This is a genomic window from Blautia sp. aa_0143, assembly GCF_004167315.1.
Classification (GTDB): Bacteria; Bacillota; Clostridia; order Lachnospirales; family Lachnospiraceae; genus Blautia_A; species Blautia_A fusiformis.
Genome location: NZ_RCXU01000007.1, coordinates 105039 through 128830, shown reverse-complemented (window position 1 = coordinate 128830; position 23792 = coordinate 105039). Strand labels below are relative to the sequence as shown.

Sequence of the window (23792 nt, the reverse complement as noted above, 5' to 3'; positions counted from 1 at the left end):
GCAATGGAACTGACCCCGACCTTGATTTTGAATCTGGCGCTGCTGATCGTTCCGCCCGTTGTTCTTGTGCTTGTGTTTCGGCAATGGCTGGCCCGGCACATCCGCTGGACGGTTGCCTTGACTGCTTTCTGTGATGTTCTCCTGTTTTGTGATGAACTGTTCTACTATGAGAGCTTCGGCCTGTTCGCTGTGCTGATTCTGGTACAGTTGGCGGTCACCGGCGCAGCAGCGTTCCACTTATACTACAAGAAAAATTAGCGGATGAAATAGGCACTTCCTGTTAAAAAAATTGGTCAGGATAGTAATTTTATTATCCCGACCAATTTTTGCCATTATGAACTTTCCTTAAACTATATTGCTTTTTTGAGCCCCTCGTGTTATACTGTTATACACAACAGCATAACAGTTAAAACACACGGAGGATGCAGCAATGAAACTGATTATTTCAAATGTATCTGGCGTCCCCATATACGAGCAGATTAAGCAGCAGATCAAGGCGGCTATTTTATCCGGCGAGCTTCAAGCCGAAGAAACTTTGCCCTCCCTTAGAACACTTGCCAAAGACTTAAAGATCAGCGTCTTAACAGTGACAAAGGCATACACAGAATTAGAGCAAGAGGGTTTTGTTAAAAATGTGCAGGGGCGCGGATGTTTCGTAATGGGTTCTGGTTCAGAACTGATTAAGGAGCAGCTCATTTGCAAAGTAGAAAACAATCTCACCGAAGCAATAAAAGCTGCAAGAATGGCAAATCTATCCACAGAGGAATTACATCACCTTTTGGACATTTTAACGGAGGTAAAAACAGATGACTAATTATTTAGAGGTAACGAATCTTTCAAAATCTTTTGATTCTTTTCAGCTTCACAATATCAGCTTTACTTTGCCAAAGGGATATATTATGGGCTTGATCGGCCCGAATGGTTCTGGCAAAACCACGACAATCAAACTGATTTTGAATATGCTCAAACGCACCGGCGGCACAGTCAAAGTGATTGGGCTGGATAATATCGTAGAAGAACAAAAAGTAAAATCAGAGCTTGGTGTTGTTTTCGATACAAATTATTTCAGTGATGATTGGAAAGTCTCGCAGGTTGAAAAATCCATTTCGGTATTTTATCCAAATTGGGACAGCCAGAAATTCGCAGATATGTTGCGGAAATTTCACATTGCACCAACCAAAAAGGTAAAAGAACTTTCTAAAGGTATGCAGATGAAGTTAATGCTTGCCTGTGCGTTTTCATACGATGCCAAACTGCTGATCCTCGACGAGCCGACCAGCGGACTTGATCCGGTTTCCAGAGATGAACTTTTGAAAATTCTTTCAGAGTATATTGAAGATGGAGAGCATAGTGTTTTGTTTTCTACCCATATCACAGGCGATTTGGAGCGTGCAGCCGATTATATTACCTACATTAGTTATGGCGAATTGTACTTTACTGGCAGCAAAGATGATTTTGTAGATATGTTCCGTATTGTAAAAGGTGGAATTGAGGAACTGTCCAATGATTTGAAAAATAAGGCGGCTGGTATTCGTACATTCCCTACGGGATTTGAGGCACTGATGAAAACCGAAGATATTAACGGTTTCTCCAACCTGACTATTGAGCCTGCCACCATTGATGAAATTGTAGTGTTTACAAGCAAGAAAGGTGACGATTATGAGTAATATTTTGAAATCCACAAAATTAGATATTGCATTGGTAAAACCATATTTTAAGACAATTTGTTTCACTCTGCTTCTGCCGATTGTGTTTGCCGCAATCAATCGTTCTTTACTGACAGGGGTATCATTTGCTATGTGCTTTATTGCCATGACGACGGGATATACCTTTTCTATCACAGAAAAAAACAGTATGGATCGTCTGTTTGGCATTTTACCTGTTCGGAAAAGCGAGCTTGTGATCGGACGCTATGTTTTCGTCCTTGCAATGGGGCTTCTTTCCCTGATTATTTCTTTGATTGCACAGCCGCTTGTCTTGAAAGTGCTGGGTGAAACAGTTGGCGTATTTGACATTGTGACTGCCGCTATTGCAGGAGTATTCTTATTTGCACTCTATACCGTGTTCCAGATTCCGGGATATTACAAGTACGGCTCAATTAAAGGACGGGTATTTATGTATATTCCAGTGGCCGGTTTTTTGGTGACTTTACTTCTTCTCTCGAAAATGCCAGCTATCGGGGACTCAATTATTTCAATCGTTGAATCTTCTCCGATACTTCTTGTTTTCCTTGCGGTTTTTTCTATTGTCGCGATGTATGCGGTTTCTATCATCTTGTCCATTCGGATTATGAAGAAGAAAGAAATGTGAGGTGATTGTATGGATTTCACAATTTTGGCAGTTGTGCTTTTGATTGGTGTAGGCGTTCCTATCCGTAATAAACTCATACGGAAATATCGGGATAAGAAAAAGAATGATCGTAATTCGGAGTGAACAATATGGAGAAAACAGAGTTCATCCGCTGCCCAGTATGCGGAAATAAAACACGCGACAAAATTCGGGAAGATACCGTACTTAAAAATTTTCCTCTCTTTTGTCCCAAATGCAAAAGTGAATATCTAATCGACATTGAACAATTCCATATAACCGTTATCAAAGCGCCAGACGCACAGCCGCAGAGCCGATAACATAAAGGAGAAATTCTCTTTTATGGTTGGCTCTGCTTTTTTTATTAAATTAAGGAGAGAACAACTATGGGAGACTATGCACTTACAACAAGTAAACTATGCAGGTATTATGGGCAAAATCAAATATTAGAGAATGTAACAATGTCAGTACCGTCAAAAAGCATCTACGGCTTGGTTGGAGAAAATGGAGCGGGAAAGACAACTCTTTTCCGAATTTTAGCAGGTTTATCACAGCCGTCATCCGGCACATTTTCAATCATGCAATCGGTGTCCTTACAGGAACTATCGGAGGCTCGCAGAAGAATTGGCTTTATGATTGAGATGCCAGCCCTTTATCCCGATATGACTGTATTGCAAAACATTTTTGTCCAGCAAATTCAATATAACGGTCACAAAGATGCCTCAAAAGCTATCAGTGTGCTGCAAATAGTTGGGTTAGATACGCAGCAAAACAAAAAGGCCCGTCACCTTTCATTAGGTATGAAACAGCGTCTTGCGTTAGCGATTGCGCTATTGAACGATCCTGAAATACTTATTTTGGACGAACCTATCAATGGACTTGATCCGATGGGGATTGTTGAAATCAGAGAATTGCTACTATCACTTAATCAAACGAATGGTATTACGATTGTTATATCAAGCCATATTTTGAGCGAGTTAGAGCACATTGCTACGCATTACGGATTTTTACATAATGGGAAACTGCTGCGAGAGGTATCTTCTTCCTCCATCCCGCAATCTTCTGACGGCTTGGAAGGCTTTTATAAGGATATGTTGGAGGGCGGAAAATGAAACGATTGATGAAAGCGGAATTATATAAATTCGGACATGAAAAGTCTGTTTGGATTATTTCTGCCGTTCTTATTGCTTGTGCGTGTATTTCTATTTTTACGCAGGTATATGCCAGTGCCGAAAATGCCTTTACTAATTTAGGAAAAGATGTAATGGTTCTATATTTGGCCTGTGCTATCTATGCCGGAGTATCGTTTGCCGACGAATTTAGCAATCGAACCATTATTCATATTATTGCACATGGATATAGCCGTATGCAGTTTTTGATGGCAAAACTCATTCACTATTTACTTGGATGTCTGTTGATTATACTTGCCTATTTAACCATATCTACCGGAATTGCAGCGGCGGTTTTAGGAACAAGTACCCCTGCCTCGGTTTTTATAGGTCACATATTATATAACATATTAAGGGGATTACCTTTCTATTTTGTTATGACAATGGCTTTCTTTTTCTTTGTAATTGTAACACGAAAAGGAGCCTTGGCTATTGCGGGATCAGTTTCATCTGCCATTCTGTTTGTCGTTTTTACAAATAAGGCATATTCAGCTCAAGCATTTCCTGAGCAGAGTTGGCTGAGGTTACTTCCCAACATACAGTTATCTATGCTTTATGATGGTTCTCTGATATTCACGGATTATTTGATTGCAGTAGCACTATCTGTAATTTCCAGCATTACTATAATATTTACAGCATGTATCGCAATTATTCGGAAAACTGAATTATAAGCTGTTATCAAAAAATCTGAGGCACAGTTACAGAATTACAAAGATGCGTCTTGTGAGTGGTTTTTCAATCGGAGGTATACTTATGGAAAAAGAAACGATGGGAACTGTAATTTCAGTTACAAAACAATGGTGGTTAAAAGTGAATCGTAAACCTGTCCGGCTTCTGCCATTCTTTATCCTCACCGAGAACAATGACCTTGCCACGGAATATGAATATCGGCATGAGGGCGTGAACGACTATATCACCGCCCCGGTCAATATCCCGGAGCTGATCCGGCGAGTTTTGTTCTTTGTGGAATGAAGCTTTTTTATTCGGCGGCTTTGTTAAGCAAGGCCGCCATTTTTAATTCATTTATCTTCAATGTTTGTTCTGAATATCGTATAATGTAGGGGAACGGCTGTGGTTTCATAGAGTGGTGAGGTGTTTATATTATGAATGAACGAGAAAAAACGATCCGATTATGGTTTGAGATGTGGCTCAATCAGCAGGATATGGGGATTGATGATATATTTACAGAAGATGTGATTTATACAGAAAGCTGGAGTCCCCAGTATAACAACCGAAAAACAGTAAAGCATTGGTTTCAGGAATGGAATACCCGTGGCAAGGTGGTCATTTGGGAAATCAAGCAATTTTTTCATAAGGGGGATCAAACGGTTGTAGAGTGGTATTTCAAAAATGAAATGAATAATGGGGATATAGAGGAATTTGACGGCATTTCTTTGGTTGAATGGACAGAGGATAATAGAATAAAGTCGTTGAAAGAATTTGGGTGTAATCGCAATACCTATAATCCATACCAGGAAGGCGATACTCCTCAGTTCAGAGTAGAAAAAGCGAATTGGTTTTGATGGAGTGCTTATAATGTTAGCGGCTGTGGTTTCATAGAAAGTTGAGGGATTTTTGAGATTTACCATATATCATATAAAGAATGGAGGTGCATGATTTTGAATCCTAAATTACTGGTCGTTGATGATGAACGCGGTATTGTTGATATGATACAGAGTTATTTTCAAACACGATATGATATTCTGACCGCTTATAGCGGCCAAGAAGCACTCAAAAAAGTAGCCTACAAACCAGATTTAATTTTATTAGACATCAATATGCCTGGAATGGATGGCCTGACTGTATGCCAGAAGATACGGGAACACATAGCCTGTCCCATTCTTTTTTTGACTGCTCGTATTGAATCCAGCGATAAGATTATTGGATTTCAGGCCGGGGCGGATGATTATATCGTCAAGCCCTTTGATTTGGATGAATTGGGGGCGCGTATTGCTGCACATCTGCGTCGGGAGCAGCGACGCCAAAATAATTCGGCAGTACGCTTCTTTGGTGAATTGATACTGGACTATTCCGCCCGAACAGTTACAATCAATAATCAGAACATCCCGCTATCTAAGAGGGAGTTTGAGATTGTAGAACTTTTATCCCTCAATGCAGGACAGGTTTTTGATCGTGAGCGGATTTATGAGCGTGTGTGGGGATTAGATGGGGACGGAAACAGCGATACAATTATGGAGCATATCCGGAAAATACGCGCTAAATTTGCAGCACATACATTGCACAATTACATTGAAACAGTTTGGGGGTGTGGGTATCGGTGGAACGCCTAAAAAATATGGGACTAAAGAAATCTTTCCTGTTATTATCCCTCTCCTGTTTAGCGGTGGCATTTCTCCTGCTTGGTGCGGTTATCTTTCTTTGCCGTGGCATTGAAAACTATTATCCTTTAGGCGGTGTAGAAATCCTATCGGATGGTTCAATCGTACCCCTGCCATCTCCTACGGCGTCACAACAGCGCATTTTGGCTATCCTAAATATTGTGCAGACGCTTTCCTGTATTCTTTTTCCAGTAGGCGGATTGATTGTTTCAGTCTTTCTTTTTTATTATCTCAAATTGAAACAGCCTATTTCCTGCCTGCAAAATGGCATTATGCGGATTCAGAATAATGATCTGGATTTTTCGCTGCCGATTTTGTCTTACGATGAAATGGGACAACTATGTGCTGCCTTTGAAGAAATGCGGAGTGAACTTCTGAAATCGAATCGGCTGTTGTGGCAACAGGCCGAGGAACGCAAACGGCTCAATGCCGCATTTTCCCATGATCTGCGTAACCCGATTACGGTATTAAAAGGAAGTGTAAAACTTTTACGGCAAGGTATTCAGGACGAACAGACCATAGACCGGCTGGAAAGTTACACTTTACGGATTGAGCAGTATGTAGAAGCTATGAGCAGTGTTCAAAAGTTGGAACAACTCTCTGTTAAGCCAAAAGAAATCAGACTATCCGTTTTGCAGAGTGAATTGCAGGAAACAGCACGACTGTTGGCGCTATCCAAAAAAGTTTCTGTTTTAGTCCCATCAGGCGGAACTGTTTGTATAGATCACGGGCTATTTCTTACCGTAGCGGAAAATCTGATTGGAAATGCGGCGCGATTTGCAGAAAAAGCAATCTCTATTCAAATAACGCTGCAAAATGATTCTATGACCTTGAATGTAGAAGATGATGGTGCTGGTTATCCGCTGTCTCTCGTGCAGAATGGGCCAAACCCTTTTGAAACGACAAGTAGTAATTCCTCACATTTCGGAATGGGGCTTTACAGCAGCAGAATTTTATGTGAAAAACATGGTGGCCGATTGATTTTGGAAAATAGGGTTGGGGGCGGTGCATCCGCAACTGCTATTTTTCATTTCGTGTAATCCTTGAGCGATTTTTGAGATTTATCATTTACACTCTCCTTATACCACAAATAAGGAGAGTGTTTTTTATGAATATTGAGGCAAAGAATTTATCAAAGATTTATGGTGACGGTGAAAACCGAGTGGTGGCTTTGGATCATGCGAATCTCGAAATTGTATCCAGCGATTTTATTTCTATTATGGGACCATCTGGAAGCGGAAAAAGCACCCTGCTTCATTTGCTTTCCGGCTTGGATAAGCCATCTTCCGGCTCGCTGACCTACGATGGTAAAGATATTTACAGTTACAGCGATAAGGAGTTGTCGGCATTCCGCCGGAAGCGGATTGGATTTATTTTTCAGCAATTTAATCTGCTTCCGGTTCTGACGGCGAAAGAAAATATTATCATGCCTCTTTTGCTGGATAAACAAAAACCGGATGAAGCATACCTGAAACAGCTTACAGAACTGCTTGGCATTCAGGGCCGCTTGGAACATCTGCCCCATGAGTTATCCGGCGGCCAGCAGCAGCGTGTAGCCATCGCCCGCGCTTTGATTGCAAAGCCGGATGTAATTTTTGCTGATGAGCCTACGGGAAATCTGGACAGCAAAAGCGGCGGCGAAGTCATGGAACTGCTTCAAAATGTATGGAAAAAGATGGGGAAAGCTCTCGTTGTCATTACCCATGACAGCCGTATTGCACGAATGGCAGACCGGCAGTTTCAGATTGTAGATGGTGTGCTTACGGAGGTGACAGCGAAATGAAATCTTATCGTACATTAGCATTGAAAGAACTACTGTCCCAAAAAGTCACTTCTATTCTTATTTTGATTGCCGTTGTGCTGTCTACTATGATGACAACTATTGTAGGACAATCCATTGGCGTACTTAGTGCAATGCGGGAACAGCAGGCCATCGCTATCGGAGGAAACCGATATGCCACTTTTTTGCAGATGAATGCAGAGCAGCTTCATGCACTGGAACAGGATGAGCGTCTTTCCTATGTAGGCAAATCTATTTATATGGGAAGTTTAGAACTCTCCCCATCTCTTACCCTTGGTTTGATGGAGTATTTGGATGATACTGCCGCTATCTACCCATCAAGTACCAGTATAGAGGAAGGTCGCCTGCCGGAAGCCCCGATGGAAATAGCGCTTTCTGAAGATATTCTGAAATATCTTGGCTTTGAGGGCGGTATTGGAGATAAGATTACACTTTCACTGCAAAAAAATCTTCGCCACAACATTGCGGACAGCTATTCCTATACAGCAGAATTTGTTCTTACAGGGATATTGAAAAATAACTACTTGGGATATACAAGCGGCACTGTTACGGGAGTTGTAGGGGAAGGAACTGCTGAACAACTTTTAACGGAATCTTATATTTATTACAATGTGGATATTCGGACTGCCGATAAAAAGAATTTTCAAGCAGTTGTCGATGACATCAATAAGGAATTTAATATCCATGAACTTGATACCAGCTATAATATTGTATATTTGAACGCCTTGGGAATTTCCTATACTGCAAATTCCGAGGGTGCTAATGATAAGGGATTCTCTTTTATGACAGTCGCAGGAATATTAGTGGGTACTTTGATTTTGCTGGCTGCTGGTCTTGTGATTTACAACATTCTGAAAATATCTGTATCAAAACGGATAAAGGGATATGGAACACTTCGGGCTATTGGAGGCGAAAAAGGACAGCTTTATCAGATCATTGTAATTGAAGTAATCCTATTGTGCCTGATGGGGATTCCTATTGGTATGCTTCTTGGCTTCCTGAGTGCCAGAGGAATTTTAGAGGCAGCGACCGGCTTGGTTTCCCCTGAATTGTTCTTGGTTCAGGATGCTTCTGAATTGAAAACTCTAATAGCAGAGAACAGTTCTTTGAATGGAACCTTACTGGTTTTAAGCGGAGCAATCACTTTGGCGTTTGCGTTGTTTGCAGCATTACCAGCAGCCAGATCAGCCGCAAGGGTATCTCCCATTATGGCGATGTCTGGAACAAATCTAAAAATTCGGCGCAGAAAGCGTAAAACAAAGAAAATCCATAATTTTGAAGCATATTATGCCCGCCTGAACTTAAAGAGAAATAAAGGCCGTACTGCAATTACAATTTTGTCCCTTGTTATGAGTATCACGGTTTTTATTGCCCTGCAAGGTTTTTCCTCTCTCCTGAACGCTGCAAGCGCCCTGCAAGATAACCATGTAGGAGATTATCAGATCACAAATGAAAGTATTGGATTTACCACAGATGATCTGAACACTTTGCGGAAAAATGAAGCTGTGCAAAGTGTAGCCGCCATACAATTTTCGCTTTACGAACAAAATGAAAATGGGCTGCTCGATGAAATCAGTCTTGAATTTCAACTGAAACCCGGCGAAACTTTTCAGGTTGTCGGATTGAACGATGAATATTGGGATTATTTTATGGGGGATCAATTACCAGAAGAACAGCTTGGACAACTGAAAGCAGGGAACGCCTGTATAGTAAGGAATCCTATTCCCATGAGCTACGGCGAAGATGTTCTTGAATTTACAAATATAGAGGCCGGAGAAAACATCTGTGTTGCGGGAATGGAGCTGAATGTTTTGAAAACCTTGGATGGCTATGACGGTTATCTTGGTATTGGAAATGGCGGTTTCACAAATGGTGTTCAAGTGATCGTTGATGATGCTATCTATGAACGCCTGACGGGAAAAGATACCTATTCAGAGTTTTTGCCTACACTGAACGAGGGTGCTGACAGGGAAAACTTTGATACATTTATCGAGGCGTTTTGTAACAGAATACCGGGGACAACATTCTTGTCATATGAAGAAACCGACCAGCAACTAAAAGAGAGCTTTGCACAAATTCAAATGCTGGCATGGGGGCTGATTCTTTTCGTTGGCCTGATTGGTATTCTTAATATCATCAATACCGTTTACACAAATATTCACACCAGAGTAACAGAAATCGGTATGCAGCGGGCCATTGGAATGAGTGCCGATAGCCTTTATAAAACTTTCCTTTGGGAAGGTGCATATTACGGAATCATTGCCTCTGTGATTGGAAGCGTGCTGGGATATGTTTGTACGATCTTCATTGAGGCGGCCACGAGCGACACCATCCAGCTTGTTGCAATCCCTGTCATGCCCATTCTTGAAGCAACCCTCTTGGCAGTAGGAGCTTGCTTGCTGGCAACAGCAATTCCGCTACGGAAAATTTCAAAAATGAATATTGTGGATTCGATTGAAACGGTTGAGTAGAACACTATTTTTTGAAATGTCCGAGCGTTGTAACAATTCAGCCTGTTTTTCTGTCGAAATCAAAGGCACCTCGGACATTTGTGTAACATTTGTAGTTTATGATGATTATAAATCAAAGATAACTTTCACTTAGGTATTAAGACATAATATGGAGGTGATGATGTGATGGGACATTAGCTGTTTTGGATATAGAAGAATCCGGCAAGCAGATCGGAGAAAAGTTATTTCTGCTTCTTAACGAGGAACAAAAGAATGCTCTGATGCAATATATTTTGGAACAAGGAGTCTGTCATGGAACAGTATTCAATTCCTGTCACACTTCCTTTGCTGCGGAGAAGAATCCTCTTACAGAAATACAAGTAGGCGAGCTTTATCTATGCCTGGAACATCGTACTGTCAGGGTTCGTGAACGGATTATCAACCTGACAAGTAAGGAGTTTGATATACTGGCATTGCTCATTGCCAATCCCAAACGTGTTTTTACTTACGAACTGATTACCGATTTGGTTTGGAAAAAGGATTGTGATTTCTATTCGAGAAAAGCGATTCATAATCATATAAGTAAGCTGCGTAAGAAATTGCGCTTTGAACCGGATCTTCCAAACTACATTGAGAGTGTCGCCGGAATCGGCTATAAATTTGAACATCTATAACATGAGCCCACAAGGTGTCGTTTTCCCTTGTGGGCTTGCTTTTTGCAGCATATATTCTAAAAGCAGAATATGTAGAAAATTGCGAATATAAAGAGTAAAAAGCGAATGTCTGCGGACTGATACAGGAAACATAACCGATATAATTTTCTCCCAAGGAGGTATCAAGCAGCCGATTCAGGTTCCTCCTTGATGGGAGGAAATGCCTATGCGTCTATGCAACACAGATCCGCAGATAAACTGCTTTACATTCAGTCACCTATACGTCGTAATCCAGCTCGTATGGATTGCGGCGTTTTTGGTTTCGACAAAGTTTGAGCATTTTCGCTGTCAGCCTCCCGGAGAAATTTCATACTGCTGCTTTGGCGCGCCTGTTCTTTGTACGGGCGCGCTTTTTTGTACCCTTTTTTTAATCAGAAAGAGACTTAGACCTTATCGCTGCCGCAGCCCACCCTCTGATTTCGATTTTTGCCATCAACTCAAACATCGAAATTGGAGGAAATTACTATGAAGAAAATCAATCTTCGGGATTATTACCCGTATTATACACAGGACATGATCGTTGAGGTGCCGGATGAAGTTGCTTTGTTGCTTCGGGAATATATGTTGTTGGAAGAAGCCTATCGGATTCGTACATACCGCTATAAAGCATTTTACTCTCTGGATCGAGACGAAGGTATTGAGCGTGAGATATTGCAAAAGCCTCTTAACCCGGCAGAAATTTGGGAACAGCGTCAAATGACGGAGTTGATTTATAAAGGTCTTTCCAAACTTCCGGTAAAACAGCGCCAACGGATCTATGCACACTTTTTTCTTGGCATGAGTAAAGCGGACATTGCAAGAGCTGAAGGAACAGATGCTTCTTCTGTTCGCAAGAGCATTAACCGTGGTTTGCACCAGTTAAAAAAATATTTTGAAAAAATTTAGCTTGCCCCGCCCTTTTTTGACTGAAAAATGTACTGAATAATAGAGGGACATATTCGGCGGAACAAGCCGGACGGGTGTGGTAAGGAAGCATATACGTCCTCCCACCCCAACTGCAATATCAATTCGTCTGCCATGCCCCTTGCTTGTTCCTTGACAACCGAATATACGCTGTTACAGGTACTTCATTCTGTGTTCCGAGCGGCAGATGGGGCGGCGCGGTGACAGGCGGCCTAAGGAGGTGATGAATCCAGGCTGTCCGAGCGATAAACGCAACCTACGAAACCGGCTGTGGCAGGCCGGACGCGATAACGACGCAGATCATAATGGTACTTCTTCACAGCTTCCTAAAGACTTGGGGAGAGTTCCTGCGGCGTTTGCTTGCTCTGGCAAAGCGGCGGCGTATGTGGGACTATGATGCGGTGACGCTACCCGCAGCCTGTAACAGCCCCGTCCTTATAACAGAAGGACTTGCCGGGGTGCGTGGCAAATACGGCAGTAAAATCGAAATCAGATATAATGGGCCGGATTTATGTGTGCAATAACCATAGATCCGACCTATTCATGTGGTTTTGATAACACAGTTTTCAGAAGGGAGTTGATACTATGGAATTGAACACCATTGTCAGTGAAGTAGGTACGCTGGTAGACATTCGGGATGTCTCTGTCAACAAAGAACTTTCCCGTGATGAACGGATTGCAGAATTTGTTCAGCAAATCAAAAATCCATACCACTTTAAGTGTGGACGTTTTACTGTACAAGCCAGTTTTTCTGCTGAAGGTGCTACCCTGGAAGAATGTATCAAGGGTATTTTGCGATAGCTGCAATTTTAAGAAGGGGGCTGACTTTTCCGTAAAAGCATGGTAGAATAAGAATCGGAAAAGGAATTGAATATGGCATAACCACACTTCTTGAATTGCGGGGATTTTTCTGTGCAACGAAAGGAGTGTTTTTTTATGCAGGTTTACAAAGCGATTAAGTACATCCGTCTTTCTTATACGGATGATAAAACAGTAGAAAGTGACAGCGTTGCTAACCAGCGGCGCCTGATTGATGACTACATAGCCCGACACCCGGAAATTGAGGTTGTGGCAGAAAAAATTGACGATGGTTATAGTGGTGTTTTGTTTGATCGCCCAGCATTTCAGGAAATGATGCGGATGATCGAACAAGGCGAAGCTAACTGCGTGATTGTCAAAGACCTCTCCCGCTTAGGTCGTGAGTACATAGAAACAGGCCGTTATATGCGCAGAGTATTTCCAGCCTATGGAGTGCGCTTTATCGCAATTAACGATAATGTGGACACGGAAAATGACGCTGCCGATGATCTCACGGTTTCTGTCAAAAACATTATGAATGAGGCTTACTGTCGGGATATTTCCGTTAAGACACGGAGCGCCCTGGAAGTAAAACGACGCAGCGGGGATTTTGTAGGTGCTTTTACCATTTATGGTTATGTGAAAGTCGGTGATAAACACAAGAGCCTGGAAGTAGACGAATATGCTGCTAATGTTGTGAGGGATATTTTCAGAAAACGGCTGGAGGGATTCAGCGCTTCCCATATAGCGGATGAACTGAACCGATTAGGAATTCTTTCGCCTTTAGCGTATAAGCGCAATCACGGAATGCCTCATGCAAAAGGTGGCTATACAGACCGAAAGGATTGCAAATGGTCTGCAACTACAATCATCCGCATTTTGCAGGATGAAACTTACACCGGAACACTGGTCCAGGGCAAACAGACAACGCCCCATTTCAAATTAAAAGAGCGTGAGGACAAACCTTCTTCGGAATGGATTCGTGTGGAGGGAACCCATGAAGCGATCATACAAAAGCACGATTTTGATCTGGTGCAACGACTCCGCAGGATTGACACAAGGACTTCTCCCAAATCGGATAAGGTTTACCTGTTTTCCGGTATTTTGATCTGCGGCTGCTGTGGCTGCCGTATGACCCGCAAGACGAACCGCTATAAAGATAAAGAGTATCACTATTATTACTGCCCGACCGGCAAAAAGAATGGCTGCACATCGTCGGTCATGCTGAAAGAGTCGGATCTGATTGAATGTGTGCAGGACAGTTTGAAAGGACATATTGAAAATGTTGCTTCTCTGGATGCCCTGCTGTCCAGTATCAGTCAGGAACGGATCAACCGGGAATTGGCGCAGGAATATGCCGCACAGATCAGAGTAAATGAAAAGCGTGTGGCACAGACCGAGGGCTTTAAGGCAAAACTCTATGAAAATCTGGTGAGTGGAATTCTGACAAAGGAAGAATTTCTCTCTTATAAGCGAAAATACAATGCAGATATTGAACTGTTCCAAAAGGCAATCGTTGAATGGAACGATAAACTTACAGATGTATTGGAAAACCGAAGCGAACGAAACCGTTGGATCAACCATTTTATGAAATTTTCTACTATGGAGGATATTGACCGCCGGGCAGTCATGCAGCTTATCCGAAGCATACGGGTAATGGGTAAAGATGAACTGCATATTGAATTTAATTACCAGGATGAATATCAGAAAGCAATCTCTTTGGCGGAACAGATTGCTACAAAAAAAGAAGAAAGGATGGTGGGCTAAATGGCAAGAAAAAGCAGAAAACAGACGGCGGCACCTATGCCGGCACCATCTTTGTATGTACATGTGGCTCTGTATATCCGTCTTTCTGTGGAGGATAACAAAAAGCGAGGCTGCTCAGTAGAAAACCAAAAGCTGGTACTGAATGACTTTCTTTCAGATAAACCGGACTTCGTTGTGTATGATACCTATATCGACAACGGAGCGACAGGGACAAATTTTCACCGCCCTGGATTTCAGCAAATGCTATCTGATATTGAAGCAGGCCACATTAACTGTGTGATTGTTAAGGATCTTTCCCGATTAGGGCGAAATTCTATTGACACAGGTTATTATATCGAACAGTATTTCCATGCACATAATGTTCGCTTCATTGCTGTTACGGATCAGTTTGACACAGCGGATTCCGGAAATCTTCATGGCGGTATCATGCTGCCTTTGAAAAATATGATCAATGAAGCCTATGCTCTGGACATTGGACGAAAAATCAAAGCACAAGCGCGGCAGGCTATGAAAGATGGCGACTATATTGGTGCACGGGCACCTTACGGTTACAGGAAAGACCCTGATAATTGTCATAAACTTCTGATTGATGAAAATACTGCCCCTGTGGTAAAACAGATTTTTGAATGGGCACACGAGCATGTGTCGCTAAACCGGATTGTCCGTAATCTAAATGAGATGGGGATTCCGGCACCGAGCCATTATAAAAAGACCACTGGCGAGATTACCAGTCCGGGCCTGATCGGAAGCGGCAAATGGCAGACCCGTACAGTGATGAAAATTTTAGAAAGCGAAGTCTATACAGGTGATCTGGTGCAAGGAAAAACAAAGATTGTAGATCATCAGCAGGTCAAGGCTGGAGAAGATAATCTGATTATTGCCAAATGCACCCATGAACCGATCATTAGCTATGAATTGTTTAATGCAGTTCAGGAATACAGAAAACAGATCTGTGAAGAAAGCAAAGCAACTCCAAAACGCCCCTACACGCCAAACATTTTCAAAGGCAAAGTGTTCTGTGCTGATTGTGGCAGAAGCCTTCACCGGCAACGTGCCGAGCGCCGGAAAGGCCCCGATACTTATTGGTTCCACTGCCTTACAAACAGCCGGGTAGAAAAAGATAGCTGCAAAGGCGCAACGATGCAGGAAAAGGAACTGATTTCTACTGTTACGGCTATTCTTGAAAAAGAGCTGACAGTTGCGCTGGGAATGTCGCTGCCACTCTTTCAGTTAGAGGCAAGACAAAAACAGGAAAAAGATAAGCTGAAAATTCAGATGTCGGCCAAACGGCAGGAAATTGAAAAAACACGCCGGCTGATCCGTGGTCTATATGAAAATTTTGTGCAGGGTATTTTGACAAATGATGAATACTTTGAATTGAAGGCGGATTATGAATATGCTATCAATGCTCTGTCTGGTGAGATTGAAGTATTTGAAAAATCTATGGACTCCCTGGACAACCAGCTTGCCCGATACCGTGCAATGGAAAAGGATGCAAAAACACTGGCACAGGATCATGTGCTGACTGCAGAACTGATTGAACGGCTCATTGAACGAATTGAGATCGACCACGAGCGGAATATTCATGTAACCTTCCGTTTCAAAAATGAATTTCAGGGAAAGGCGGTGGAACCGTGCGCAACTATGTGATTGCCCTTTATATCCGTCTTTCTGTGGAAGATTTCAAAACCGAAAGTTTGAGCATACCAAATCAAAAATTGATTCTTCGTGAAAAAGCTATGTCTCTGCCGGAATGGGATAACAGTGAGATTTTGGAATTTATTGACAACGGTCATACAGGGACAAACTTTGAGCGTCCGGCGGTGCAGGAACTTTTAACAATGGTTCGGGCTGGAAAGATCAACTGTATTATTGTAAAAGACCTTTCCCGATTTGGACGTAACAGCATTGAAACCGGCTATTTTATTGAGCGGGTCTTTCCTCTTTACCACACCCGTTTTATTTCCGTCAGTGATGATTTTGACACAGCTAATTTCAAAGGTGATACCGGAGGGATTGATATTGCTTTCAAGTATCTTATTAGCGAGTGTTATAGCCGGGATATGTCCATGAAAACCAAAAGTGCAAAATACGCAAAGATGCGTCGTGGGGAATATCAGAGTGTCATCTGTCCTTACGGCTATCGCAAGAGTGCAGACGGACGTATGGAACCGGACGAGGATGTTGCCCCGAATGTGCAGATGATATTTCAATGGGCGTCTGAAGGCAACACCGCAGCCGAGATCACAAGAAAACTGTATGCCATGAATATCCCCACCCCTGGGGAATATCGCAAACTTAAGGGCAAGGACTATTACAATGTTTCCCGAACAAACGGCGTTTGGAGTACATCAACGGTCCTGCGTATTTTAGAAGATCAAAGATATATCGGTACCTATGTAATTGGCAAGAGAAAGGTAAAAGAGATTGGCAGCCGACATACACAGTTAAAGGATGAAAGTGAGTGGTTCAAAATACCGAACCATCATCCGGCTATTGTAAGTGTGGATCTATTTGAGAAAGCCAATGCTTCAATTAAGCGTTTCTCTCTGTCAAATAAAAAGCCGCGTGATTATCTGCTCCGTGGTAAGGTGTTCTGTGGATGCTGCGATCATGCAATGTCTCTACGAAATGGTGCGTGGTTTTATTGCCGTCATTCCGAGGTGGCTGAAACGCTTCCTTGTCATGGTGTGCGCATAAAGATGGCAGATCTGGAGCAGGTTGTATTTGAAACAATTCGGGCTCAAATGTGTCCGGCATTGGGAATTGATAGCAATAAGGATAAATTGGATTTGCAGACAGTCCAGCAGGCCGAACATGAAGAAAAACTCCGTTCTATTCAAGACAGCAAGCGGCATCTTTATGAGCAGTATGCACTCGGAGAGATTGATTTGGAAACCTATCGAACACGAAAAGCGGTTTATGACACGGAGCTGGTACAAGCCAAAAATGTTCATGCTGTCATTACTGCACAGACAAAGCAGATAAAAAGTGATTATGAGATTAAGCTGAAACAACAGGAAATTGTTCAGGAAGTCGGAAACGCCAACATGCTGACAAAAGCTCTGATTGACCGGCTTATCAACAAAGTTTACGTCTTTCCAGGAGATCGGATTGAGATTGAATATGCAACACAGGATTTCTTAGAAACTAAGGAATCCGAAAAGGAGGTATAACCGTGAACACCCATTTGAAACAGCTATGGGCAGCTATGAAGCTGCCCGAAAAACTTCAAAAAAAGTTATAAATTTTTTTGTCGTGGGCTTGACATACGGGTGCCTCAAATCATGCAGGCGAATACGCCTAACACCTGTTTCTTTTATCCCCCGAACCATTTCATGTTCCATAAATGATTTTGTAAATCGAAACATTCTTTCATTTGCCGTTATTCCATACAACATACTACAATATTCTTTTAATTCCTCTACTAAAAATGGTGGAATAGATATTTTCCGATTGCTTTTCGGTGTCTTAGGTGGCGTGATCATATCTTTACCATTCAAACGCTGGTATGACTTGTTAATCGTGATACACCGCTTCTCTAAGTCTATATCTTCATAAGTTAAAGCGAGTAATTCTCCGATTCTCATACCAGTCCAATATAAAAGCAAAAACGCCATTCTTGCTTCCGGCTTACTGTCCATAGAGGGTAAAAACTCTTTGAACTCCTGTTTTGTCCAAAAATCCATTTCATCAGCTTTACTCTTTCCGATACTTCCCGCTTTTCTGCAAGGATTATCTCGCAAATCATAATAGCGTACAGCATAATTAAAAAGCGCTGCCAACTGATTGTTAATGCTTTTCAAATAAGTTGGAGCATATCCTTTTTTAATCAACTCATTTTGCCATGCTCTGATATCTGAAGTTTGAATTTCACACATTTTCTTGTGTTTGAAATACGGAGTTACTTTCAAATCAAACACATATCGCTTATTAATAATCGTGCTTTCTCGCAATCGGTTCTCCATATCTGCAAAATAAATTTCTACGAAGTTTTCAAAACTGATATCCAGATTCTTCTGCTGTTGCTGGAGAAAATTTCTTTCCCATTCATCCGCTTCTCCTTTTGTTTTAAAACCTCGTTTGTTCTTTTTTCGGCGTACTCCCTGCCAATCCTTATAATAAAACTGACTGCGCCATAATTTCCCGTCTCTTGTTGCCGGCATATCATCATCCCCTTTCTTCTAAACTACCATTCCATAAAATTTTTCCTGAAAATACTTTCTTGGCACTTTTCCCGAAATCACTCGAAATCCCTTTGCTTTCAACTCATCATTCAGTCCTCGAATAACTTTATAGGCATACCCTCTGGATACTCCGAGTAATTCAGCAACTTCATCTGCGGTAATATACATTTTCATCGTATTCTCCATATTCATTTCTCCTTTCCTTTTTAATTTTGGTACACTTTTGTGTTCCTTGTAATTCGCATTATATAGTACACATTTGTGTTCGTCAAGTATTTTTCATAAATTTTTATACACAAATGTGTCCCAATGTGCTAAACTATCACTATACACACAAAACACAAAAAGGAGAAACGCTATGACTGTCGGAGAAAAAATCAAATATTATCGGAATATCCGTGGAATATCACAGGAAATGTTGGGAAATCTTTCCGGCATAAATCCGGCTACTATCAAGAAGTATGAATATGGTATTCGTAATCCAAAGCCAAATCAATTACTGAAAATCACAAACGCCCTTGGTATTAGCATTAACCTGTTCATGGACTTTAATATAGAAACTGTATCGGATGTGCTTTCTTTACTGTTTAAACTGGATGAGCAAGTAGATATGAAATTTGAAGTGGAAAAAGATGATAATGGAGAATTTATCCCTTCTACTGTAAAATTATCTTTTCAGAATGCTGCAATCAATCAGAAACTTTGTACCTATCTGAAAGCAAAGCAAATAAAAGAAAATCTGGAAACCTCTAAAGAGAAGTTGAGCACCAAAGATGATTATATAGAAACTATAAATGAGATTGAGCAGAACATAGAAGATATTAAAAATCATCTTGTAGACGATAATATGGTAGTTAAAAAAGGCACTGACGGAATTACTGTAAAATTATTTCCGCAATAATCCCTAAAACCTATTGACTCCAACGTAACGTGATACTGTATGCTATCCTTGTGAAGCAAAGTAGATATATGCCGGCATTTTCCATCTTGCTTCTCTATCATTAAAGGAGCTGATAAAATGAAAACCATAAGTCAAGTTGCAAAATTAACAGGAGTAAGCATACGCACTCTGCAATATTATGATGAGATTGGGTTATTAAAGCCCAGCGAACTTACTCCTGCAGGCTATCGTCTATACGATGAACACGCATTGCAAACCCTACAGCAAATCCTCTTTTTTCGGGAACTAGATTTTCCGTTAAAAGACATTATCAAAATTATGCAAAACCCTGACTTTGACAGGATTTCCGCTTTCAAAAAGCAAAAGGAACTGCTTTTTCTAAAGCGTAATCGAACAGACAGACTTATACAGCTTCTTGAACGACTTGAGAAAGGAGAAGAATGTATGAGTTTCAAAGAATTTGATTTATCAGAGTATATCCACGCATTAGAAGATTTTAAGGTTAATCAAACAGACACAATTATTAAACATTGGGGAAGTATCGACAATTTTGATATGTTCATTCAAAAAATTAAAGACGATGAGGAAAACGTAGCCAAACTCGCCATTCAACATTTTGGAAGTATTGAAAAATATACAGAAGAAATGAAATATAATCTGGAACACTTTTCAGAAATTATGGATAAAGAATGGAATGAAGATGCAGAGAAAATCGCCGCTCAATCAGATCTGCTGTACGGAAAACTAACAGCCAATTTGGCCTGCGATGTATCCTCTCCCAAAATACAGGAAATCGTTTATGAGATACTGGAATTTATCAAAAAGCAGAGTTCTTCTGTGACTCTTGATAAACCTCTCATAGATATACTGATCGACTCCTATTCCAATGATTATGTCAAAAACATAACCGATAAAAAATATGGTGACGGCGCTTCTGACTATATTGTAAAAGCCTTTCGATATTACTCCGAAAATAATACTCCATCAAAGAAATAGAGCCAAAGTAGAGCCAACAGACATAAAGAAACCTCGGAAACCCTTGTAAAATGGGCATCCGAGGTTTTCTGTCCGTTATTCAAACTCAATCGTACCAGGCGGCTTACTAGTAAGATCATAGAATACGCGGTTTACGCCCTTAACCTCATTAATAATACGGTTCATCACCTTATTAAGTACTGCATAAGGAATCTCTGCGGACTCGGCAGTCATGAAGTCAATAGTCTTGACAGCACGGAGTGCTACTGCGTAATCGTAGGTTCTGAAGTCTCCCATTACGCCTACGCTTCGCATATTTGTCAGGGCTGCGAAGTACTGGTTTGGCATCCAGGATGGGTCTTCTCCGTGTTCTTTTTTGTAGTCGGCGGCTGCTTTGTCGACTTCTTCACGGTAGATGTAGTCTGCATCCTGTACGATGCGTACTTTTTCTTCGGTGACTTCTCCGATGATACGGATTCCAAGTCCCGGACCTGGGAATGGCTGACGGAATACCAGTCTTTCCGGAATTCCAAGTTCAAGACCAGCTTTACGTACCTCGTCTTTGAACAGGTCACGGAGTGGCTCGATGATTTCTTTGAAATCAACGAAATCCGGAAGTCCTCCTACGTTGTGGTGAGATTTGATCACTGCGGATTCTCCACCGAGACCGCTCTCTACAACGTCCGGATAAATAGTTCCCTGTGCAAGGAAATCTACAGCACCGATCTTCTTGGCTTCTTCCTCAAAGATACGGATAAATTCTTCACCGATGATCTTACGTTTTGCCTCAGGCTCTGTAACGCCTGCAAGCTTGTCGTAATATCTCTGCTGTGCGTTTACACGGATAAAGTTCAGGTCAAACTGACCGTTCGGTCCGAATACGCCTTCAACCTCATCACCCTCATCTTTACGGAGAAGGCCATGATCTACGAATACACAGGTAAGCTGCTTGCCGATCGCTCTGGAAAGAAGACCTGCTGCTACGGAGGAATCTACACCACCGGACAGAGCAAGAAGAACTTTTCCATCGCCGACTTTCTCACGGATCTCTTTGATCGTGTGTTCAACAAAGGCATCCATCTTCCAGTCTCCGGCACATTCACAGACACCAAGTACGAAGTTGGAAAGCATTGTCTTTCCTTCTACTGTGTGCAGTACCTCCGGATGGAACTGGATTGCATACAGTTTCTTCTCTTCATTCTGTGCAGTTGCTACCGGACAGTCTGCAGTATGTGCAGCGATCTCAAATCCCGGTGCAGTCTGGGAAATATAGTCTGTATGGCTCATCCAGCAGATTGTTTTGTCGGATACGTTTTTGAAGATCTTGGAATCTTTTTTATCGATGAGAAGCTCTGTCTTGCCGTACTCGCTGACATCTGCTTTCTCAACTTTTCCGCCAAGGACATGCATCATGAGCTGTGCTCCGTAGCAAAGTCCAAGTACCGGAATACCAAGCTCGAATAATTCTTTCTGGTAAGTCGGTGAATCTGCCTCATAGCAGCTGTTTGGTCCGCCGGTAAGGATGATTCCCTTCGGATTCATCGCTTTAATCTTCTCAAGATCTGTCTTGTAAGAATAGATTTCGCAATATACATTGCATTCTCTGACACGTCTTGCAACCAGCTGATTGTACTGACCGCCAAAATCAATGACAATAACTAATTCTCTTTTCAAGGCTTTCCTCCTGTTGTTTATAACATCTTTAGAATCTGTTACTCATTATAAATGAGTGTATGCACTTTTACAATGCTAATTTTATCTCACGCCGGAATTTTTATTTTCTGCAAAAAAATTTCACTGTTTTTTCGCCCGCTCATCCCAGTAGACACAGTCATTTCTTCCAATTACTTCTGATGTAAACGGAGTGCCGTCATTCTTTTTGTAATGTTTTGTGGCACGGAAAACATATTTTGCGCCGACATAAACGATCGGTACGTTAAAGAACACGATCAGAATATTTCCAAGGTCAGAAAACGCCCAGAGATTTCCAAGTTCCAGTCCTGCAATATTGCAGAGGATTCCAAATGCGGCAACAAAAAGGCCGATACAACGTACAATATTGATGCAGATCTTATCCTTGCGGATACGATTTGCCGCGATTTCCGAAAAACTGATCATTCCCAGAAGGCAGGTAAACGCAAAGAGACAGAAACACAATGTCACAAGAAATGTAACGATTCCGTTCATTGCAGTTCCCGGAGTCAGCACAGCGATAGATTCCGTATATTTCGGAAGTTTATCAAGAGCCTGCCAGTTTTCCGAATCCGCACCGGTCCAGCAATGAGCCATAACTACCACAAATCCGGTAAGTGTGCAGATCACAATGGTATCCAGAAAAACTCCCAGGGAGGCGATCACACCCTGCTCACATGGGTGTTTTGCATCTGCTGCCGCCGCTGACATTGTAATAGTTCCCTGACCTGCCTCATTGGACATCAGGCCTCGTTTTACCCCCTGTGCAAGAACCGTTCCAAAAACACCGCCAAAGAATGCGTCCGGCTTAAATGCTCCTGCAAAAACGCTTCCGAAGAAATATGGAATGCGGGTAAAGTTTAATATTATAAGAAGTAATACTACTACCATATAGAGCACCGCCATCACCGGCACCATCATATCTGTCCATTTGGAAACTTTTTTGATTCCGCCAAATGCGATGGCTGCTGTGAGAACTACGATCAGTGCTCCTACTATATAATAGAAGGCAGATCCGCTTGCGATGGTTGTTCCGGTTACAATCTCTGCCATACGTCCCACTGAGGAAACAACATTAAATCCCTGTGCAGGCAGACAGCAAAGGGCGTACAGAATATACAATACGGAAAGAAAAACTCCGATCCAAACTTTGTTTCCCAGAAGTTTTCTTCCATAGAAAGGAAGACCTCCTACAAATTCGTCGTCTTTTTTTTCTTTAAAAATCTGGGCAAGGACACCTTCCATATATGCCACTGCCATTCCGAAAAATGCGGAAATCCACATCCAGAACAAAGCTCCCGGGCCGCCCACTGCAATAGCACCTGTTACACCCAGAATATTTCCCGGTCCTACACGCATGGCCGAACTTAAGAAAAACGATGCCAGCGGTGAAATTCCTGTTTCAACGACACGTTTCTCGGTCATAGTCCGGATTCCTTTTTTAAAATAGGTCACCTGCATGAACCCAATCCTGAAACTGAAAAAAATTCCGGATCCAAGAAGCAGTATGATCGCAAAGGATATGTTTCCCAGAATGGGAATGCTGCTGTACCAGTCAAAATTTGTAGGAAAATCCCACAGAAAATCAGACAGTGGACCGATAAAGCTGAACACTCCGTTGATCGCCTCAAACACTCTCTCCATAGCTATTTCCTCCCTTTTTATCTGAAGGTCTCAGAATTGAATACAGACAGGCATTCCCATCCGTCACCTTTCATTTCCGCTTCAGATTTTTATGCTATGGTTTATTATACCGTATCGCCTTGCAAAAGTCCTCTTAATTTTTAGTA

24 protein-coding genes and 1 pseudogene are annotated in these 23792 nt (G+C 41.8%); 21 read left to right on the top strand and 4 right to left on the bottom strand.

Features of this window, described 5'->3' with window-relative positions; translation table 11 throughout:
- Positions 1-3: 3 nt before the first annotated feature.
- From EAI83_RS05100 to EAI83_RS05005, 19 genes and pseudogenes are all read left to right on the top strand, one after another.
- Positions 4-258, top strand: coding sequence for a hypothetical protein (locus tag EAI83_RS05100; protein ID WP_129899820.1), 255 nt, complete (start codon positions 4-6; stop codon positions 256-258).
- A 172-nt stretch (positions 259-430) separates the two neighbouring features.
- Positions 431-814, top strand: a complete 384-nt coding sequence (locus tag EAI83_RS05095; protein WP_087227078.1) for a GntR family transcriptional regulator — start codon at positions 431-433, stop codon at positions 812-814.
- On the top strand, positions 807-1667 hold the full coding sequence (locus tag EAI83_RS05090) for an ABC transporter ATP-binding protein (RefSeq protein WP_129899821.1): 861 nt from the start codon (positions 807-809) through the stop codon (positions 1665-1667). The genes EAI83_RS05095 and EAI83_RS05090 overlap by 8 nt, the downstream gene beginning before the upstream one ends.
- A complete protein-coding gene (locus EAI83_RS05085; protein ID WP_129899822.1) occupies positions 1660-2310 on the top strand; it encodes an ABC-2 transporter permease in 651 nt (216 codons plus the stop codon). Before EAI83_RS05090 ends, EAI83_RS05085 begins: the two co-directional genes overlap by 8 nt.
- A gap of 128 nt (positions 2311-2438) precedes the next feature.
- Complete coding sequence (locus EAI83_RS05080) at positions 2439-2627, top strand: cysteine-rich KTR domain-containing protein (protein WP_129899823.1); 189 nt, start codon at positions 2439-2441, stop codon at positions 2625-2627.
- 66 nt (positions 2628-2693) lie between these two features.
- On the top strand, positions 2694-3419 hold the full coding sequence (locus EAI83_RS05075) for an ABC transporter ATP-binding protein (protein ID WP_129899824.1): 726 nt from the start codon (positions 2694-2696) through the stop codon (positions 3417-3419).
- A complete protein-coding gene (locus EAI83_RS05070) occupies positions 3416-4147 on the top strand; it encodes an ABC transporter permease (protein ID WP_129899825.1) in 732 nt (243 codons plus the stop codon). Before EAI83_RS05075 ends, EAI83_RS05070 begins: the two co-directional genes overlap by 4 nt.
- Before the next feature lie 148 nt (positions 4148-4295).
- Positions 4296-4448, top strand: a pseudogene (locus EAI83_RS05065) (response regulator); the annotation flags it as partial.
- 131 nt (positions 4449-4579) lie between these two features.
- The gene (locus tag EAI83_RS05060; RefSeq protein WP_129899827.1) at positions 4580-4999 is read left to right on the top strand and encodes a nuclear transport factor 2 family protein; all 420 of its coding nucleotides are present in this window, start codon (positions 4580-4582) and stop codon (positions 4997-4999) included.
- Between the two features lie 90 nt (positions 5000-5089).
- Positions 5090-5767, top strand: coding sequence for a response regulator transcription factor (locus EAI83_RS05055; RefSeq protein WP_129899828.1), 678 nt, complete (start codon positions 5090-5092; stop codon positions 5765-5767).
- Positions 5755-6855, top strand: coding sequence for a HAMP domain-containing sensor histidine kinase (locus EAI83_RS05050; RefSeq protein ID WP_204987124.1), 1101 nt, complete (start codon positions 5755-5757; stop codon positions 6853-6855). Before EAI83_RS05055 ends, EAI83_RS05050 begins: the two co-directional genes overlap by 13 nt.
- Before the next feature lie 68 nt (positions 6856-6923).
- Complete coding sequence (locus EAI83_RS05045) at positions 6924-7598, top strand: ABC transporter ATP-binding protein (protein WP_069423998.1); 675 nt, start codon at positions 6924-6926, stop codon at positions 7596-7598.
- Positions 7595-10087, top strand: a complete 2493-nt coding sequence (locus tag EAI83_RS05040) for an ABC transporter permease (protein WP_129899829.1) — start codon at positions 7595-7597, stop codon at positions 10085-10087. The genes EAI83_RS05045 and EAI83_RS05040 overlap by 4 nt, the downstream gene beginning before the upstream one ends.
- Before the next feature lie 182 nt (positions 10088-10269).
- Complete coding sequence (locus EAI83_RS05035; RefSeq protein ID WP_330547763.1) at positions 10270-10740, top strand: winged helix-turn-helix domain-containing protein; 471 nt, start codon at positions 10270-10272, stop codon at positions 10738-10740.
- A gap of 504 nt (positions 10741-11244) precedes the next feature.
- Positions 11245-11664 carry an RNA polymerase sigma factor gene (locus EAI83_RS05030; RefSeq protein ID WP_117658903.1) on the top strand — a complete coding sequence of 140 codons (420 nt, stop codon included), beginning with the start codon at positions 11245-11247 and terminating at the stop codon, positions 11662-11664.
- Positions 11665-12267: 603 nt separating this feature from the next.
- Entirely contained in the window at positions 12268-12483 is a 216-nt protein-coding gene (locus EAI83_RS05020; RefSeq protein WP_005361189.1) for a DUF6870 family protein, read from the top strand.
- A gap of 135 nt (positions 12484-12618) precedes the next feature.
- Positions 12619-14247, top strand: coding sequence for a recombinase family protein (locus tag EAI83_RS05015; protein ID WP_129899830.1), 1629 nt, complete (start codon positions 12619-12621; stop codon positions 14245-14247).
- Positions 14248-15897: a recombinase family protein gene (locus tag EAI83_RS05010; protein WP_129899831.1), complete on the top strand. Its 1650-nt coding sequence runs from the start codon at positions 14248-14250 to the stop codon at positions 15895-15897.
- A complete protein-coding gene (locus tag EAI83_RS05005; RefSeq protein WP_129899832.1) occupies positions 15882-17423 on the top strand; it encodes a recombinase family protein in 1542 nt (513 codons plus the stop codon). Before EAI83_RS05010 ends, EAI83_RS05005 begins: the two co-directional genes overlap by 16 nt.
- 33 nt (positions 17424-17456) lie before the next feature.
- On the opposite strand, the gene EAI83_RS05000 is transcribed toward EAI83_RS05005, so the two are convergent.
- On the bottom strand, positions 17457-18413 hold the full coding sequence (locus tag EAI83_RS05000) for a site-specific integrase (RefSeq protein WP_129974712.1): 957 nt from the start codon (positions 18411-18413) through the stop codon (positions 17457-17459).
- A gap of 18 nt (positions 18414-18431) precedes the next feature.
- Positions 18432-18626, bottom strand: a complete 195-nt coding sequence (locus EAI83_RS04995) for an ICEBs1 excisionase (protein WP_100053403.1) — start codon at positions 18624-18626, stop codon at positions 18432-18434.
- 166 nt (positions 18627-18792) lie between these two features.
- Here EAI83_RS04995 and EAI83_RS04990 point away from each other — a divergent pair, with 166 nt between their 5' ends.
- Together EAI83_RS04990 and EAI83_RS04985 are read left to right on the top strand one after the other, a co-directional pair.
- Entirely contained in the window at positions 18793-19335 is a 543-nt protein-coding gene (locus EAI83_RS04990; RefSeq protein WP_129974711.1) for a helix-turn-helix domain-containing protein, read from the top strand.
- A 117-nt stretch (positions 19336-19452) separates the two neighbouring features.
- Positions 19453-20331 carry a MerR family transcriptional regulator gene (locus EAI83_RS04985; RefSeq protein ID WP_129974710.1) on the top strand — a complete coding sequence of 293 codons (879 nt, stop codon included), beginning with the start codon at positions 19453-19455 and terminating at the stop codon, positions 20329-20331.
- Positions 20332-20406: 75 nt separating this feature from the next.
- Here EAI83_RS04985 and guaA read toward each other — a convergent pair whose 3' ends face one another.
- Together guaA and EAI83_RS04975 are read right to left on the bottom strand one after the other, a co-directional pair.
- Entirely contained in the window at positions 20407-21984 is a 1578-nt protein-coding gene (guaA, locus tag EAI83_RS04980) for a glutamine-hydrolyzing GMP synthase (RefSeq protein WP_129974709.1), read from the bottom strand.
- A gap of 120 nt (positions 21985-22104) precedes the next feature.
- Positions 22105-23646 carry an alanine/glycine:cation symporter family protein gene (locus EAI83_RS04975; protein ID WP_129974708.1) on the bottom strand — a complete coding sequence of 514 codons (1542 nt, stop codon included), beginning with the start codon at positions 23644-23646 and terminating at the stop codon, positions 22105-22107.
- Positions 23647-23792: the final 146 nt, after the last annotated feature.